This window comes from Acidovorax sp. SDU_ACID1 (assembly GCF_045291395.1).
In the GTDB taxonomy this organism is placed as follows: domain Bacteria; phylum Pseudomonadota; class Gammaproteobacteria; order Burkholderiales; family Burkholderiaceae_C; genus MR-S7.
In genome coordinates, this window is record NZ_CP152342.1 from 4,566,342 (window position 1) to 4,582,327 (window position 15,986).

The following is a 15,986-nucleotide window of genomic DNA, read 5'->3' on the forward strand; positions in this document are numbered from 1 at the left end:
GGGCAGTGGAGCGGTGAGAGGGCAGGCGCGATGCTAACCGCGCAGCAGCTTCTCTTCCGCCAGTCCCAGCGCGGTGGGGTGTCCGCTCAGCACCAGCGTGTCGCCTTCGGCCAGCGGCGCCGCAGCCTCGCCGCGCACGCGGCCGTGGGCCCGGCGCACGTTGACGAGTCGCGCGCCGATCGCCTCCAGGGGCAGCGTGTCGGGCTCCTGGCCCACCGCGGCGGCGCCCGGCGGGAGGGTGATGGAAGACAGGCGCTCCTGGTCGCGTTCGCTGGGCGTGTCGTCGTCCGCGCCATGGAAGTAGCCGCGCAGCAGGCCGTAGCGCGCGTCGCGCTGGTCGCGCACCAGGCGCAGCACGCGCCGCATGGGCACGCCCACCAGGGCCAGGGCGTGGCTGGCCAGCATCAGCGAGCCTTCGATGGCCTCGGGCACCACCTCGGTGGCGCCGGCGGTCTGCAGCCGGTCCAGGTCGGCGTCGTCCTGCGTGCGCACCACCACGGGCACATGGGGCGCATGGGTGCGCGTCTGTTCCAGCACCTTGAGGGCCGAGGGCGTGTCCAGGTAGGTGACCGCCACGGCGGCCGCGCGCGCCAGGCCTGCGGCCATCAGGGCCTGCAGGCGCGTGGCGTCGCCGAAGACCACGGAGTTGCCCGCGGCGGCGGCCTGGCGCACGCGGTCGGGGTCCAGGTCCAGCGCCAGGTAGGGGATGCCCTCGCGCTCCAGCATGCGCGCCAAGTTCTGCCCGCAGCGGCCGTAGCCGCAGATCAGCACGTGCCCGCTGGTGTTGATGGACTGCCGCGCGATGCTGGTCACCTGCAGCGACTGCTGCAGCCAGTCGCTGGCGACGAGCTTCATCACGATGCGGTTGCTGTACTGGATGAGGAAGGGCGTGGCCAGCATCGACAGCACCATGGCGGCGAGCACCGGGTTCATGAGCGAGGGCTGGACCAGCTCGTGCACCTGCATCAGCGACAGCAGCACGAAGCCGAACTCGCCCGCCTGGGCCGCGTAGAGCGCCGTGCGCAGCGACACCCCGGACGTCGCCCCCAGCCCCCGGGCCAGCGCGAAGATGATCGCCGTCTTGAGCAGCAGCGGCCCGGCCAGCAGCAGCAGCACCAGCGCCCAGCGCTCCAGCAGGATATGCCAGTCCAGCATCATGCCCACGGTGATGAAGAACAGGCCCAGCAGCACGTCGTGGAAGGGGCGGATGTCCGTGCCCACCTGGTGGCGGTACTCGGTCTCCGACACCAGCACGCCGGCGATGAATGCGCCCAGCGCCAGCGATAGGCCTGCCTGCTCGGTGAGCCAGGCCAGCCCCAGCGTCACCAGGAGCAGGTTGAGCATGAACAGCTCCTCGCTCTTGCGCCGCGCCACCAGCGTGAGCCACCAGCGCATCACGCGCTGGCCGCCGGCGAGCAGCAGGCCCACGAGCACGGTGGCCTTGAGCAGCGCCAGGCCCAGCGCCAGCAGCAGCTTGTCGGGCGACGATCCCAGGGCTGGCACCATCACCAGCAGCGGCACCACGGCCAGGTCCTGGAACAGCAGGATGCCCAGAACGCGCCGGCCGTGCTCGCTCTCCAGCTCGCCGCGCTCGGACATGAGCTTGACCACGATCGCCGTGCTGCTCATCGTCAGCGTGCCGCCCAGCGCCAGGGCCGTCTGCCAGCCCATGTCCCACACCCCCCGGCCAGGCGCGAGAGCAGCAGCAGGGCGGTGGTGAAGGCGGCCATGGACAGCGCCACCTGCAGCATCCCCAGGCCGAACACGTGGCGGCGCATGGCGCGCAGCTTGGGCAGGCTGAATTCCAGCCCGATGGTGAACATGAGGAACACCACGCCGAACTCGCCCAAGTGGCGCACCCCTTCGGAATTCTGCGTGAGCGCCAGCGCGTGCGGCCCGATCAGGATGCCCGCTGCCAGGTAGCCCATCATGGGCGGCAGCTTGAGCGTGCGGCAGGCCACCACGCCCAGCACGGCGGCCAGCAGGTACAGCAGGGTCAGTGCCAGCGAGGACATTCGCCATCCTAGCCGAGCGCCTGCCAGGGCGGCCGATAGAATCCGCCCATGCCTACCGCCGCCGCAGCAGCCTCCACTCCCTTCGATGCCCAGCAGGTCCTGCGCCTGGGACGGGAGACCTTCGACATCGAGGCCGCGGCGCTGGCGCACATGGGCGCGCGCCTGGGCCCGGCCTTCGTGCAGGCGGTGCAGCGCGTGCTGGCGACGGCCGGCCGCGTGATCGTCATGGGCATGGGCAAGAGCGGCCACGTGGGCCGCAAGATCGCGGCCACGCTGGCCTCCACCGGCACCCCCGCCTTCTTCGTGCACCCGGCCGAGGCCAGCCATGGCGACCTCGGCATGGTGGCGGGGGGCGACCTGGTGCTGGCCATCTCCAACAGCGGCGAAAGCCAGGAGATCACCGTGCTGCTGCCCGTGCTCAAGCGCCAGGGCGTGCCGCTGATCGCCATGACCGGCGGCCTGCAGTCCACGCTGGCGCGCCATGCCGATCTGGTGCTCGACTGCGGCGTGGAGCGCGAGGCCTGCCCGCTCAACCTGGCACCCACCACCAGCACCACCGCGCAACTGGCCATGGGCGACGCGCTGGCCGTGGCGCTGCTGGATGCGCGCGGCTTCCGCCCGGAAGACTTCGCGCGCTCCCACCCGGGGGAGCGCTGGGCCGCCGGCTGCTCACCCACGTGCGCGACGTCATGCGCATGGGTACGGAAGTGCCGCGCGTCTCGCCCCAGGCCGGCTTCAGCGAGCTGATGCGCGAGATGAGCGCCAAGGGCGTGGGCGCCTCCGCCGTGGTGGACGCCGCCGGCCGCCCCGTGGGCATCTTCACCGACGGCGACCTGCGCCGCCGTATCGAGGCCGGTGCGGACCTGCGCGCCCTGCACGCCGAGGACCTCATGCACCCGCACCCCCGCACCATCGCCGCCGATGCCCTGGCGGCCGACGCCGCCCAGGCCATGGAACAGCACGCGATCACCAGCGTGCTGGTCACCGACACGGACGGCGTGCTGGTGGGCGTCGTGCACATCGGCGACCTGATGCGCGCCAAGGTCATCTGATGCACGCGCTGCCTTCTCTTTCCCCCGCGCTGCAATTCGACCCTGAACTGCTGTTGCGCGCGCAGGACGTGCGCGTGGCCTTCTTCGACGTGGACGGCGTGCTGACCGACGGAAGCCTCTACTTCACCGAGGCGGGCGAGACGCTCAAGCGCTTCCACACCCTCGACGGCCACGGCATCAAGCTGCTGCAGCAGGCCGGCATCACGCCCGCCGTGGTCACCGGCCGCGACGCGCCAGCGCTGCGCCTGCGCCTGAAAGCGCTGGGCGTGGCGCATGCGCGCTTCGGCACAGAGGACAAGCGCCCCGCGGCCGAAGCCATCCTGGCCGAACTGGGCCTGGGCTGGACGCAGGCCGCGGCCATGGGCGACGACTGGCCCGACCTGCCCGTCATGCGCCGCGCGGCCTTCGCCTGCGCGCCCGCCCAGGCACACATCGAGGCCCGGGCCGTGGCCCACTACACCACGGCGGCACCCGGCGGAAGCGGCGCCGCGCGGGAATTCTGCGACTTGCTGCTCGCCGCCAGCGGCCGCTACGCCGGCCTGCTGGCTGCGCACACCGGATGAGCCAGCCCCTGCGCCAGGCGTGGGAACGCCTGTCCCTCTACCTGCCCGTGGTACTCATGGGCCTGCTGGCACTGGGCACGTGGTGGCTGGTGCGCAACGCGCCCAAGCCCCTGGCGCCCGCCCAGGGGCAGGAGGTGCGCCACGAGCCCGACTACTACATGCGCGACTTCTCCGTGAAGAGCTTCGATGTCACGGGCCGCTTGCACAGCGAGGTGCGCGGCACCCTGGCGCGGCACTACCTCGATACCGACACGCTGGAGATCGACCAGGTGCGCATGCGCGCGGTGAACGCCGAAGGCCGCATCACCACGGCTACCGCCAACCGCGCCGTGACCAACGCCGACGGGTCGGAGGTCCAGCTCTTCGGCAACGCCGTCGTCACGCGCGAGTCCACGGCCCGCGCCGGCCGCCAGCCGCTGCCGCGTCTGGAATTCCGCGGCGAATTCCTGCATGCCTGGGTGAACGACGAGCGGGTGCGCTCGGACCGGCCCGTCACGCTCACGCGCGGCACCGACACCTTCACCGCCGACAGCATGGACTACGACCATCTGGACCAGACCCTGCGCCTGCAGGGCCGCGTGCACGGCACCCTGATGCCGGCCCCCGCCCGCCGCTGATGCCCATGGCCGCTGCCGCGCCCCTGGTCTTCATCACCGGCGCCTCCAGCGGCATCGGCCGCGCACTGGCCCTGCGCTACTACCAGGCCGGCTGGCGGCTGGCGCTGTCGGCCCGCAGGGAGGATGTAATCAAATCATGGGCTGACGCTTGCGGAATAAGCGCAAGCAGCTATGAAATCTATAGAGCTGATGTCGCGCAGCCCGACCGCATCATGGCGGCCGGCCAGTCGTGCCTGGAGCGGCAGGGGCTGCCTGACGTGGTCATCGCCAACGCCGGCATCAGCATCGGTATGGACACGGCAGAGCGCAGCGATATCGACGTCATGGCACGCACCTTCGCCACCAACAACGTCGGCATGGCTGCCACCTTCCAGCCCTTCGTGGCGCCCATGGCGCTGCGCGGCAGCGGGCGGCTGGTGGGCATCGGCAGCGTGGCGGGCATCCGGGGCCTGCCTGGCCACGGCGCCTACTGCGCCAGCAAGGCGGCGGCGATCAGCTACTGCGAAAGCCTGCGCGGCGAACTGTGCGCCAGCGGCGTGCGGGTGGTGATGATCTGCCCCGGCTACGTGGACACGCCGCTCACGCGCGAGAACCGCTACGCCATGCCCTTCCTGATGCGGGCAGAGGACTTTGCCGACCAGGCGTTCAAGGCCATCGAGGCGGGCGCGAGCTACCGCGTCATTCCCTGGCAGATGGGGGTGGTGGCCAAGCTGCTGCGCGTGCTGCCCAATGCCCTGTTCGACCGCGTGCTGGCCGGGCGCCCACGCAAGCACCGGCAGGGAGAGGGCCGCTCCTGAACGGCGCGGGGCCAAAAGAAAAGGCTCCCGAGGGAGCCTGTCTTGTGCGCTGGTGGGCCTCAGTAGCTGTTGCCGCCGCCACCGTAGCCGCCGCGGCCACCACCGCCGCCGCCACGCGGACCCGCGCCATACGGGCTGCGGAAGCCGCCTTCGCTGCGGCCGCCGCCACCGAAGCCACCGCCGCCGCCACTGCGGCCGCCGCCGTAACCACCACCGCCGCCGCCACCGAAGCCGCCGCCGCTGCGGGGGGACGGGGTTCCATGGGGCGCGCTTCGTTCACCACGAGACTACGGCCGCCCAGGGACTGGCCGTTCATGCCGTTGATGGCGTCTTGTGCCTCGGCGTCACTGCCCATCTCGACGAAGCCGAAACCCTTGGAGCGGCCCGTGTCCCGCTCCATCATGACCTTGGCGCTGGTCACGGCGCCAAACTGGCCAAACGCCTGCTCGAGATCTTGGTCGCGCACCGTGTAGGGCAGGTTGCCGACATACAGTTTGTTGCCCATCAAGGGACTCCTCAAAAACAATTGGATAGAGCGACGGAGTCCCGAACCCGCAGCCAGTTGATCACAAAGACGCCCCTATGCGCGAAACTGACGGATCACCGCAACCTCGGCGAGGCAAAAAACTCGCCGCAAATATTATGTGCCAGAACTAAGGCAGAAATACAAGGAGTTTTCCGCCCCTGTGGCACAAAAAAAGAGGGCCTTTCGGCCCTCTCTTCATTTGCAGTCGCTATCAGTAGCTGGAACGGCCGCCGCCGTAGCCGCCACGGCCACCGCCACCGCCGTAGCCGCCGCCACCGAAGCCACCGCCGCTGCGGGGGGGCGGGGTTCCATCGGACGGGCTTCGTTGACCACCAGGTCACGGCCGCCGAAGTTCTGGCCATGCACGCCCTGGATGGCGGCCTGGGCTTCGGCATCGCTGCCCATTTCGACGAAACCAAAGCCCTTGGAGCGGCCGGTGTCGCGCTCCATCATGACCTTGGCGCTTTGGACAGCGCCGAATTGGCCGAACGTCTGCTCCAGGTCGTTGTCGCGGAAGGAATAGGGCAGATTGCCCACGTAGAGTTTGTTGCCCATGATCGGACTCCTAAAAAAACACGAAATGCGATGGAGCCTGACGCAATCAACAAACCTGTGACGACTTCAAAGACGCGAAACTGACCAAACACCGCAGCCTGCATTCCTGCAAGGCAGAAAGGCGTAACCATTATCGGGCATTGCCGCGTGCAGAAAACGGCGGATAGTGCGTGGCAGCAACACTTTTCAGGGTAAATACCTGGGCAGTCGTTACAATGCGCCCCAGTCCTTGGGGAGTAGCCTGCCCTTGCGCCGCTGGCGCGAGAGGAGGCATGCATCAACAGACTTGGGGCCCACCGGGCGCCATGGTGCATGAGGTCCGCCGCAATGGCGGGCTGGGCGAGACCATTGACTGCGCGCCGATCCCATAGGCCGGAATCGGTGCGCGGTCAATGCTGTCCGATCTATTTCCGGCCGGAAATCCCCCCACCATGGAAGCCTTCCTCGTCTCCACCGCCATCGTCGCCCTCGCCGAAATGGGCGACAAGACCCAGCTGCTCTCGCTCGTGCTCGCCGCGCGGTTCCGCAAGCCCTGGCCTATCGTCTGGGGCATTTTCGTGGCCACCGTGGTCAACCATGCGCTGGCCGGGGCCGTGGGCGCATGGGTGACCACGGTGCTGGGGCCGCAGGCACTGCGCTGGGTGCTGGGGCTGTCGTTCATCGCCATGGCCGTGTGGATGCTGATCCCCGACAAGCTCGACGACGACGGAGCAACCCGGGCGCCGCGCTTCGGCGTCTTCGGCACCACGCTCGTGGCCTTCTTCCTGGCCGAGATGGGCGACAAGACGCAGATCGCCACGGTGATGCTGGCGGCGCAGTACAGCGCCTACCTCTGGGTGGTGGCCGGCACCACGCTGGGCATGATGCTCGCCAATGCGCCCGTCGTCTGGCTGGGCGAGCGCATCACGCGGCGCGTGCCGATCCGCGCGGTGCACGTGGTTTCGGCCGTCATCTTCCTCGTGCTCGGGCTGCTGGCGCTTTTGGCATAATGGCCGACGCGCCGATTTGCCACCGCTTGCGGGCGCTTTACAAATTCAGCTAAAGACATGACCGATGGAGATGCGACCCGGCCTCGTTTTTAGCGACAGCCGGGTTTTTTCATGTCCTTCATCGCCACACCGCAGTCCATGCACTTCGCCGAGGCCCTCGCCCTGCAGTCGGGCGCCTCGATCCGCGACTACACGCTGGCCTACGAAACCTACGGCACGCTGAATGCCGACAAGAGCAACGCCGTGCTCGTGTGCCACGCGCTCAACGCCTCCCACCACGTCGCGGGCGTCTACGAAGGCCAGCCGAAAAGCGAGGGCTGGTGGGACAACATGATCGGGCCGGGCAAGCCGGTGGACACCAACCGCTTCTTTGTCATCGGCGTCAACAACCTGGGCTCGTGCTTCGGCTCCACCGGCCCCATGCACACCCACCCCGACACAGGCGAGGTCTATGGCGCCGATTTCCCCGTGGTCACGGTGGAGGACTGGGTGAATGCCCAGGCGCGGCTCCTGGACTGCCTGGGCATCGAGCAGCTCGCCGCCGTGATGGGCGGCAGCCTCGGCGGCATGCAGGCGCTGAGCTGGACGCTGCAGTACCCCGGGCGCATGCGCCACGCCGTGGTGGTGGCCAGCGCCCCGAACCTCACGGCCGAGAACATCGCCTTCAACGAAGTGGCGCGCCGCGCCATCGTGACCGATCCTGACTTCCACGGCGGGCACTTCTACCGCCACGGCGTGATACCCAAGCGAGGCCTGCGCATCGCGCGCATGATCGGCCACATCACCTACCTGAGCGACGACGTGATGAACGAGAAGTTCGGACGCCAGCTGCGCGAGGGGATGCAGCTCAAGTACAGCACGCAGGACATCGAGTTCCAGATCGAGAGCTACCTGCGCTACCAGGGCGACAAGTTCAGCGAATACTTCGACGCCAACACCTACCTGCTCATTACGCGCGCGCTCGACTACTTCGACCCTGCGCGCCAGCACGGCGGCAGCCTCACGCAGGCGCTGGCCGCGGCGCGCGCCCGCTTCCTGCTCGTGAGCTTCACCACCGACTGGCGCTTCTCGCCCCAGCGCAGCCGGGAGATCGTGCACGCCCTGCTGGAGAACCGCCGCGACGTGAGCTACGCCGAGATCGACGCACCCCACGGGCATGACGCCTTTCTGCTCGATGACGCCCGCTACATGGGCGTAGTTCGCTCTTATTTCGATAGTATTGCCAAGGAGCTGACATGAGCGACCACGCCACCATGCAAGCCATCGCGCGCCGCGTGCCCCAGGGCGCGCGCGTGCTCGACCTGGGTTGCGGCGACGGGGCGCTGCTCGACCTGCTGCAGCGCGAGCGCGGCTGCAGCGGCTACGGTATCGAGATAGCCGACGCCAACGTGCTCGCCTGCGTGCGCCGCGGCGTGAACGTGATCCAGCTCAACCTCGACGAGGGGCTGGCCATGTTCGCCGACAACAGCTTCGACGTGGTCTTGCAGATCGACACACTGCAGCACCTGCGCAACGCCGAGGTGATGCTGCGCGAGACCGCTCGCGTGGGGCGCAGCGGCATCGTCGCCTTCCCGAATTTCGCCCACTGGCCCAACCGCCTGTCGGTGCTGCGCGGACGCATGCCCGTCACGCGGCGCCTGCCCTACCAGTGGTACGACACACCCAACATCCGCGTGGGCACGTACAAGGACTTCGAGGTGCTGGCCGGCAAGAACAAGCTGCGCATCCTCGACGCCTTCGGGCTGCAGGACGGGCGGGAGGTGCGCTGGCTGCCCAACGCGCGCGCCGGCACGGCGGTGTTCCACTTCGAGCACGATTGAGGCAGGGCCGCCCGGTACGTGACACCGCGTAAGGGATTGCGTGAATAAATGTAACTAGGTGTTTGCCGTAGATTCGTTGGCCCGTCCGGAGCGAACCGGACACCACGAATATCTCAGGAGACACCCCCCATGGCCGCTTCGTCCGCCAACAACCGTTCCGTCGCCCGCCGGGTCACGCTGATGGCGCTGTGCCTGGTGGCGCTGGTGCTGGTGGGTGTGGGGGCGACGCTGGCGGTGCTGACCGAGCGCAGCACGCGCGCGCAGCTGGTGCAGAGCGTGGGCACGACGGCGCAGGCCGTGGCCCAGTCGCTGGACGCCGCCGACAACACCAACCGCGAGATGGTGCGCGCCACGATGCGGGGCTTCCAGCGGTACTTCGAGGCCACCATGCAGCTCGACGAAGGCGCGGGCGAACTGCGCAGCTACGGCGCGCTGGTCAATGGCGACTACGGCTCGGTGGACAAGTTTGCCCAGGAGACGGGCGGCGTGGCCTCCGTGTATGCGCGCAAGGGCGACGACTTCGTGCGCATCACCACGTCCGTGAAGAACGCCCAGGGCGAGCGCGAACTGGACACGCCGCTCGCGCGCACCGACCCGGCCTATGCCGCCGTGCTCAAGGGCGAGCCCTTCACCGGCCTGGTCATGGTGCAGGGCAAGCCCTACATGGGCCACTACCTGCCGGTCAAGGACGCCAGCGGCAAGATCGTGGCGCTGCTGTTCATCGGCAACGACGTGAGCATCTTCCACACCATGCTGCAAAAGCAGGTCGAGCAGACGCGCTTCTTCGAGCATGGCGGCGTGTACGTGATCAACCCCGGCGTTTCGCTGGAGCAGGCGCGCTTCGTCTACCACCCCGCGGCGCGCGGGCGCGGCGTGCTGGAGGCCTTCCCGCAGGCCAAGCCCTTCCTGGAATCGCTGGCGGCCGCCGAGGACGGTTTCGTGCGCCACGCGGCCCCCGTGCTCTATGCCGACGCGGACGACCCCTGGGCGCTCATGCGCAAGACCCAAGGCGGCTGGTGGGTGGTGGCCGAGGTGCCCGATGCCGAGGCCATGGCCGGCCAGCGCCACATCACCTGGGCCGTGTGGGGGCTGATGGCCCTGGCCGTGGCGCTGCTGGGTGTGGGCCTGCTCGTGATGCTGCGCCGCGGCGTGAGCCAGCCGCTCACCGAGCTCACGCAGGCCATCACCCTCGTGGCGCACGGCGATCTCACCCAGAGCTTCCGCACCACGCGGCGCGACGAGATCGGCGCCCTGGTGCAGGAGGTGGAAGGCATGCGCCAGCGCTACGTGCAGATGCTGCAGCAGGTGCGCACTGCGGTGGACAGCATCGACACCGCCAGCGCCGAGATCGCCAGCGGCAACCAGGACCTTTCCGCCCGCACCGAAGCCACGGCCAGCAGCCTTGCGCAAACCGCGCAGAGCATGGACCAGTTCACCGCCACGGTGCGCCAGTCGGCCGACGCGGCGCGCCAGGCCAACCAGCTCGCCGCGTCCGCCGCGGAGGTGGCCGCGCGCGGCGGGCAGGTGGTGGGCGAGGTGGTCACCACCATGGGCGACATCAACCAGAGTTCGCGCAAGATCGCCGACATCATCGGTGTGATCGACGGCATCGCCTTCCAGACCAACATCCTGGCGCTCAACGCCGCCGTGGAAGCGGCGCGCGCGGGCGAGCAGGGCCGGGGCTTCGCCGTGGTGGCGGGCGAAGTGCGCAGCCTGGCGGGCCGCTCGGCCGAGGCGGCGCGCGAGATCAAGCAGCTCATCCAGGCCTCGGTGCAGAAGGTCGAATCCGGCGCGCGCCTGGTGCAGGACGCGGGCAGCACCATGGGCGAGATCGTGGGCAGCGTGCAGCGCGTGGGCGACATCATCGGCGAGATCACCGTCGCCGCCGACGAGCAGGCCGGCAGCATCGGTCAGGTCAACCAGGCCGTGGGCCAGCTCGACCAGATGACGCAGCAGAATGCCGCCCTCGTCGAGCAATCGGCCGCCGCGGCGCACAGCCTGCGCGAGCAGGCCTCGCGCCTGGCCGGCGCGGTGCAGGTGTTCAAGCTCGGCCCGGGCATGGACGGGCCGGCGGCGCTGGCGCTGGAGGCGGCGCCGCCCCAGCCGGCCCTGGGCGCGCGGGCCGCGCAGCCGGCGCTCGAACATGCCTGAGGGCGCGTTGGTCACGGCAAAGGCATCCTGACCTTGCCCTGAGCACCGCACAGGTTCAGGGGCCGGGGGCGGCGCACGGTTATCCTCGGGCCACCGCCGCCCGCTTCGCCTCATGCTGCCGCACCTCGACGTTCCCACCATGCTGCTGATGACTGCGGCAGCATCGCTCACCATGGCGTGCTCCCTCGCGGCCATGCAACCGGGGCGCCGCGAGGGCATGGGCCTGTGGGCGCTGGCGTTGATGCTGCACACCGCCACCTACATCCTGTACACGCTGCGCGGCGTGGCGCCCGACTGGGCCAGCATCGTGCTGGCCAACACGCTGCTGTCGGGCACCTTCGCGCTGGTGCTGGCGGCCGTGCACCAGTTCCAGGGGCGGGAGATGCCCTGGCGGCGGATGGTGCCGCCGGTGCTCGTCATGGCGCTGCTGTTCGCCGTGTTCATCGACGACTACCGCGCGCGCCTGATAGTGACGAGCACACTGCTGCCGCTGCAACTGCTCCTGATCCTGTGGGCACTGTGGCGGCCGCAGCCGCCGCCGCAGCTGCGCGGCGCGGTGCTGCTGTCGGTGGGGGTGGCGCTACAGGTGATGCTGCTGTCGGTGCGCGGCGTGCTGGAGCTCACCAACGGCACCTCGGTCGAAGGGCTGATGCGCGGCAGCGGCATGCAGTCTCTCGTCTTCATGGCGGCGTTCGTCGTCGTCGTCCTGTCGTCGCTGGGCTTCATCGTCATGGCCAAGGACCGGGCCGATGCGGCCAACCGCCACTTCGCGGCGCACGATGCGCTCACCGGCGTGGCCAACCGCCGCTCGCTCATCGCTGCGCTGGAGCGTGACGTGGCGCGTGCCGTGCGCACGCGCGAGCCCTACGCGCTGATGATGCTGGACATCGACCATTTCAAGGCCGTCAACGACACGCGCGGCCACCTCGCCGGCGACCAGGTGCTGTGCCATGTGGCGGCCATGCTGCGCACCCGCCTGCGCGCACAGGACCTGGTGGGCCGCTACGGCGGCGAGGAATTCCTCGTGCTGCTGCCCGACACGCCCCTGCGCGGCGCCATGGAACTGGCCGAAGTGCTGCGCCAGGCGGTCGCGCAGACGCCCTGCATGCACGAAGGCCGGGCGCTGCCCGTCACCGTGAGCATCGGCGTCTGCGGCGGGCGGCTGGAGCAGGGCGACCACGGCGACCTGCTGATCCACACCGCTGACCAGGCGCTCTACGCCGCCAAGGCGGCCGGGCGCAACCGCGTCGAGGGCGCCTTGCTGCCGCGCGACGGCCCGCCCACCCTGCCCATGCAGAGGCCGGAGGGGCTGGCGTATCCTGTGCCCTTTCCCCATCGCTCCGAGGAACTGCCATGACCGCCCGCCTGCCCGCCGCCGCACTCGACACCGCCCTGGCGCTGGAGCGCGTGGGCCGCGTATGGGATGAGGACATCCTGCGCCAGCTCACCGACTACATCCGCATTCCCGCCAAATCCCCCGGCTTCTCGCCCGACTGGCGCGCGCAGGGCCATCTGGAAACCGTGCTGCGCAACGCCGCGCAGTGGGTGGAGGCGCAGAAGGTCGCTGGCCTGCGCCTGGAGATCGTGCGCCTGGACGGCCGCACGCCGGTGCTGTTCTTCGAGGTGGAGGCCACCCGGCCGCAGTCCACGCAGACGGTCCTGATGTACGGCCACCTGGACAAGCAGCCCGAGTTCGAGGGCTGGCGCGCCGACCTGGGGCCCTGGACCCCCAAGTACGAGGACGGCAAGCTCTACGGCCGCGGCGGCGCCGACGACGGCTACGCGGTCTACGCCAGCATCGCCGCGGTGCAGGAGCTGCAGCGCCAGAACGTGCCGCATCCGCGCATCGTCGGCCTGATCGAGACCTGCGAGGAGAGCGGCTCCGCCGACCTGCTGCCCTACATCGACCTGCTGCGCGGACGCCTGGGCGACGTGGCGCTGGTCATCTGCCTGGACTCGGGCGCCGGCAACTACGACCAGCTCTGGCTCACCACCAGCCTGCGCGGCATGGCCAGCGGCACGCTGAAGGTGGAGATCCTCACCGAGGGCGTGCACTCGGGCGACTCGTCCGGGCTCGTGCCCTCGTCGTTCCGCATCATGCGGCAGGTGCTCGACCGGCTGGAAGACTCGACCACCGGGCGCCTGCTGCCCGCCAGCTTCCACTGCGAGATGCCTGCCGACCGCCTGGCGCAGGCGCGCGCCACCGCCGCCATCCTGGGCGACGAGGTCTACAAGCGCTTTCCCTGGGCGCACCACGACTGCGGCGGCAGCACGGTGTTCGCGCTGCCCACCACCACCGACCCGGTCGAGGCGCTGATCCGCCGCACCTGGCAGCCCACGCTCAGCGTCACCGGCGCCGAGGGCTTCCCCGCCCTGCGGGACGCGGGCAACGTGCTGCGCCCCTACACCGCCTTCAAGCTCAGCCTGCGCCTGCCGCCGCTGGTGGACGCGGGCGCCTGCGTGCAGGAAATGAAGGCCTTGCTGGAGGACAACGCACCCTACCAGGCCCGCGTGACCTTCGCGCCCGACGGCGCCGCCAGTGGCTGGAACGCCCCGGCCATCGATCCGTGGTTCGCCCAGGCGCTGGACGCCGCCAGCCAGGCGCACTTCGGCGCGCCCTGCGGCTACATCGGCCAGGGCGGCACCATCCCGCTCATGAACATGCTGAGCCAGGGCTTCCCCAAGGCGCAGATGATGGTCTGCGGCGTGCTCGGCCCCAAGAGCAATGCGCACGGCCCCAACGAATTCCTGCACGTGCCTTACGCCAAGCGCCTCACCGCCGCCGTGGCCCAGGTGGTCGCTGCCCTGCCTGCCTGAACACCGCTCCCGCCATGCAGGACCTGCCCGAGTCCACGCTGAGCCCCTTCACCGCCGGCGACGGCGAGAACCTCGCCGTGCGCGACTGGCCGCTGCCCACCCGCGAGCGGCGCGGCACCGTGCTTGTCGTGCACGGGCTGGGCGAGCACTCGGCCCGCTACCGCATGCTCGCCGCGCGCCTGAACGGCTGGGGGTTCGCCGTGCGCAGCTACGACCACTACGGCCATGGCGAGTCGGGCGGCCCGCGCGGCGGCCTGACCAGCGACCTGCGCCTGGAAGACGACCTGGCCGATCTGATCGACGCCACGCGCGCGCGCATGCGCCCGGGCGAGCCGCTGGTGCTGCTGGGCCACAGCATGGGCGGGCTGGTGGCCGCGCACCTGGTGGCGCGGGGCGTGCGGCCCGTGGAGGCGCTGGTGCTTTCGTCGCCTGCGCTCGCTGCCTTCCTGAACCCCGTGCAGAAACTCCTGCTGGCCACGCTGCCGCGCCTGGTGCCGAACCTGCGCGTAGGCAACGGCCTGGACGCGGATTTCCTGTCGCACGACGCGGACGTGGTCGCAGCCTACCGGGCCGACCGGCGCTGCCACGACCGCATCTGCGCCCGCCTGGCGCGCTATATCGCCGACGCCGGCCCCGTCACGGTGGCCCATGCGCCGCAATGGAGCGTGCCCACGCTGCTGCTCTGGGGCGAGGACGACCGCATCGTGGACCCCGCCGGCAGCCAGGTCTTCGCCGCTGCCGCGCCGCAGGACGTGTTGGCCGCGCAAGGCTTCGCGGGGCTGTACCACGAGATCTTCAACGAGCGCGAAGCCCAGCCCGTCTTCACGGCGCTGGGGCATTGGCTCGGGGAAAGGTTCTAAGCGAAATCGGCCTCTGGCGCTTGTCCATCAAGCGCTGGAAGCTATTGTTTCGGGAGCATCCTGCCCCGCCCACACCACGCGGTTGCGTCCCTGGCGCTTGGCCTCGTAGAGGGCCGCGTCGGCCCGCTGCAGCAGGGCCACGGGCGTCTCGCCGGCGTGCAGCCGGGCGGCGCCCACCGACACGGTCAGGCGCACCGTGCCGCCCGCGGGCAGCGCCACCGGCGACGCCGCCACGGCCGCGCGCACGCGCTCCAGCAGGCGCGCGCCGTCCTCGGGCGTGGTGCCGGCCATGAGCAGCACGAACTCCTCGCCGCCCCAGCGCGCCAGGATGTCGGTGGCGCGCACGCTGGCCAGCACCGTGCGCGCGAAAGCCTGCAGCGCCAAATCGCCGCCGGCGTGGCCGTGGGTGTCGTTGACGGCCTTGAAGTGGTCCAGGTCCAGCTGCGCCATCAGCACCGGGTGGCCGCCGCGGCGCACGCGCAGCCCTTCCAGTCGCATCATCTCCAGCATGTAGCGCCGGTTGGGCAGGCCGGTGAGCTCGTCGCGCGTGGCCAGCTCGCGCACCTGCTCCACGGCATGCGCCAGCTCGGCCTTCTGCCGCCGCAGCTTCTCGCGCGTGGCATGCATGCGCATGTTGAGGAAGGTGCTGCTGAGCAGCACCACCACGATCATCACCATGTAGGCGCCGGCCAGCGCCGCCGGCTGGCCGCCGGGCGGGTACCACCACTGCACCACGGCCGAGGCGAGGCCGAACACCGCCAGCCCGTAGACCAGCACGCCCACCATCTGCCGCGGCGTCAGGCCGAAGATGCCGAACATCAGGATCACCGCCAGGATGGGCAGCGCGATGCCGCGTGCCGGCCCGGCGATCACGTAGGCCGTGGCATTGCAGGCGATGGCGTAGACGATCTGCAGCAGCGTGAGCGCGGGGTCGTGCCAGCGGCTGCTGTAGCCGCTGCGGATCAGTGCGTAGACCGCCGCCAGGCCGGTGGCGCAGGCCAGCGTCCACCAGTGCACGGGCCGCGCGGCCGTCAGTCCGGCGGCGGCCACCAGGTGCATGGCGGCGATGCAGCAGAGCATGAGCAGGGCGGCCAGGCCCGTCATCGCCAGCCGCAGCCGCTGGTGGGGGTCGCGGGTGATGAGCGCGTCCAGCACGCGCTGCGGCAGGGTGCGGGCCACGGCCTCCTGGTCCACGGGCGGGTTCCTTTCCTTGCGCGCTCGGCG

11 protein-coding genes and 4 pseudogenes are annotated in these 15,986 nt (G+C 70.2%); 11 read left to right on the plus strand and 4 right to left on the minus strand.

Annotated features, from left to right (window positions below; all coding sequences use genetic code 11):
* Positions 1 to 33: 33 nt before the first annotated feature.
* Positions 34 to 2,015: pseudogene (locus tag AAG689_RS22355) on the minus strand (monovalent cation:proton antiporter-2 (CPA2) family protein).
* Positions 2,016 to 2,063: 48 nt separating this feature from the next.
* Here AAG689_RS22355 and AAG689_RS22360 point away from each other — a divergent pair.
* The 4 genes and pseudogenes from AAG689_RS22360 (at position 2,064) to AAG689_RS22375 (ending at position 5,044) form a co-directional block, all read left to right on the plus strand.
* Positions 2,064 to 3,067, plus strand: a pseudogene (locus AAG689_RS22360) (SIS domain-containing protein).
* Positions 3,067 to 3,630: a KdsC family phosphatase gene (locus AAG689_RS22365; RefSeq protein WP_406623834.1), complete on the plus strand. Its 564-nt coding sequence runs from the start codon at positions 3,067 to 3,069 to the stop codon at positions 3,628 to 3,630. The pseudogene AAG689_RS22360 and the gene AAG689_RS22365 overlap by 1 nt, the downstream one beginning before the upstream one ends.
* A complete protein-coding gene (lptC, locus tag AAG689_RS22370) occupies positions 3,627 to 4,247 on the plus strand; it encodes an LPS export ABC transporter periplasmic protein LptC (protein WP_406623835.1) in 621 nt (206 codons plus the stop codon). Before AAG689_RS22365 ends, lptC begins: the two co-directional genes overlap by 4 nt.
* The gene (locus tag AAG689_RS22375) at positions 4,247 to 5,044 is read left to right on the plus strand and encodes an SDR family oxidoreductase (protein WP_406623836.1); all 798 of its coding nucleotides are present in this window, start codon (positions 4,247 to 4,249) and stop codon (positions 5,042 to 5,044) included. Before lptC ends, AAG689_RS22375 begins: the two co-directional genes overlap by 1 nt.
* A 59-nt stretch (positions 5,045 to 5,103) precedes the next feature.
* On the opposite strand, the pseudogene AAG689_RS22380 reads toward AAG689_RS22375, so the two are convergent.
* A pseudogene (locus AAG689_RS22380) lies at positions 5,104 to 5,549 on the minus strand (RNA recognition motif domain-containing protein).
* Positions 5,550 to 5,781: 232 nt separating this feature from the next.
* Positions 5,782 to 6,125, minus strand: a pseudogene (locus AAG689_RS22385) (RNA recognition motif domain-containing protein).
* 431 nt (positions 6,126 to 6,556) lie between these two features.
* Between AAG689_RS22385 and AAG689_RS22390 the strand changes: the two are divergent.
* From AAG689_RS22390 to AAG689_RS22420, 7 genes are all read left to right on the plus strand, one after another.
* Complete coding sequence (locus AAG689_RS22390; RefSeq protein WP_406623837.1) at positions 6,557 to 7,114, plus strand: TMEM165/GDT1 family protein; 558 nt, start codon at positions 6,557 to 6,559, stop codon at positions 7,112 to 7,114.
* Positions 7,115 to 7,225: 111 nt separating this feature from the next.
* A complete protein-coding gene (locus AAG689_RS22395; protein ID WP_406623838.1) occupies positions 7,226 to 8,353 on the plus strand; it encodes a homoserine O-acetyltransferase in 1,128 nt (375 codons plus the stop codon).
* Positions 8,350 to 8,934, plus strand: a complete 585-nt coding sequence (gene metW, locus AAG689_RS22400; protein WP_020227248.1) for a methionine biosynthesis protein MetW — start codon at positions 8,350 to 8,352, stop codon at positions 8,932 to 8,934. Before AAG689_RS22395 ends, metW begins: the two co-directional genes overlap by 4 nt.
* A gap of 129 nt (positions 8,935 to 9,063) precedes the next feature.
* Positions 9,064 to 11,085, plus strand: a complete 2,022-nt coding sequence (locus AAG689_RS22405; RefSeq protein ID WP_406623839.1) for a methyl-accepting chemotaxis protein — start codon at positions 9,064 to 9,066, stop codon at positions 11,083 to 11,085.
* Positions 11,086 to 11,197: 112 nt separating this feature from the next.
* The gene (locus AAG689_RS22410) at positions 11,198 to 12,442 is read left to right on the plus strand and encodes a GGDEF domain-containing protein (protein WP_406623840.1); all 1,245 of its coding nucleotides are present in this window, start codon (positions 11,198 to 11,200) and stop codon (positions 12,440 to 12,442) included.
* The gene (locus AAG689_RS22415) at positions 12,439 to 13,902 is read left to right on the plus strand and encodes a M20 family metallopeptidase (protein ID WP_406623841.1); all 1,464 of its coding nucleotides are present in this window, start codon (positions 12,439 to 12,441) and stop codon (positions 13,900 to 13,902) included. The genes AAG689_RS22410 and AAG689_RS22415 overlap by 4 nt, the downstream gene beginning before the upstream one ends.
* A 14-nt stretch (positions 13,903 to 13,916) precedes the next feature.
* Positions 13,917 to 14,762: an alpha/beta hydrolase gene (locus AAG689_RS22420; RefSeq protein WP_406623842.1), complete on the plus strand. Its 846-nt coding sequence runs from the start codon at positions 13,917 to 13,919 to the stop codon at positions 14,760 to 14,762.
* Between the two features lie 27 nt (positions 14,763 to 14,789).
* Here AAG689_RS22420 and AAG689_RS22425 read toward each other — a convergent pair whose 3' ends face one another.
* Entirely contained in the window at positions 14,790 to 15,956 is a 1,167-nt protein-coding gene (locus tag AAG689_RS22425; RefSeq protein WP_406623843.1) for a GGDEF domain-containing protein, read from the minus strand.
* Between the last annotated feature and the right edge of the window lie 30 nt (positions 15,957 to 15,986).

What these genes read in the sequence shown, in the direction of transcription:
- AAG689_RS22365 (WP_406623834.1), top strand. Translation starts at nt 3,067, where the DNA reads ATGCACGCGCTGCCTTCTCTTTCCCCCGCGCTGCAATTCGACCCTGAA.
- lptC (WP_406623835.1), top strand. Translation starts at nt 3,627, where the DNA reads ATGAGCCAGCCCCTGCGCCAGGCGTGGGAACGCCTGTCCCTCTACCTG.
- AAG689_RS22375 (WP_406623836.1), top strand. Translation starts at nt 4,247, where the DNA reads ATGCCCATGGCCGCTGCCGCGCCCCTGGTCTTCATCACCGGCGCCTCC.
- AAG689_RS22390 (WP_406623837.1), top strand. Translation starts at nt 6,557, where the DNA reads ATGGAAGCCTTCCTCGTCTCCACCGCCATCGTCGCCCTCGCCGAAATG.
- AAG689_RS22395 (WP_406623838.1), top strand. Translation starts at nt 7,226, where the DNA reads ATGTCCTTCATCGCCACACCGCAGTCCATGCACTTCGCCGAGGCCCTC.
- metW (WP_020227248.1), top strand. Translation starts at nt 8,350, where the DNA reads ATGAGCGACCACGCCACCATGCAAGCCATCGCGCGCCGCGTGCCCCAG.
- AAG689_RS22405 (WP_406623839.1), top strand. Translation starts at nt 9,064, where the DNA reads ATGGCCGCTTCGTCCGCCAACAACCGTTCCGTCGCCCGCCGGGTCACG.
- AAG689_RS22410 (WP_406623840.1), top strand. Translation starts at nt 11,198, where the DNA reads ATGCTGCCGCACCTCGACGTTCCCACCATGCTGCTGATGACTGCGGCA.
- AAG689_RS22415 (WP_406623841.1), top strand. Translation starts at nt 12,439, where the DNA reads ATGACCGCCCGCCTGCCCGCCGCCGCACTCGACACCGCCCTGGCGCTG.
- AAG689_RS22420 (WP_406623842.1), top strand. Translation starts at nt 13,917, where the DNA reads ATGCAGGACCTGCCCGAGTCCACGCTGAGCCCCTTCACCGCCGGCGAC.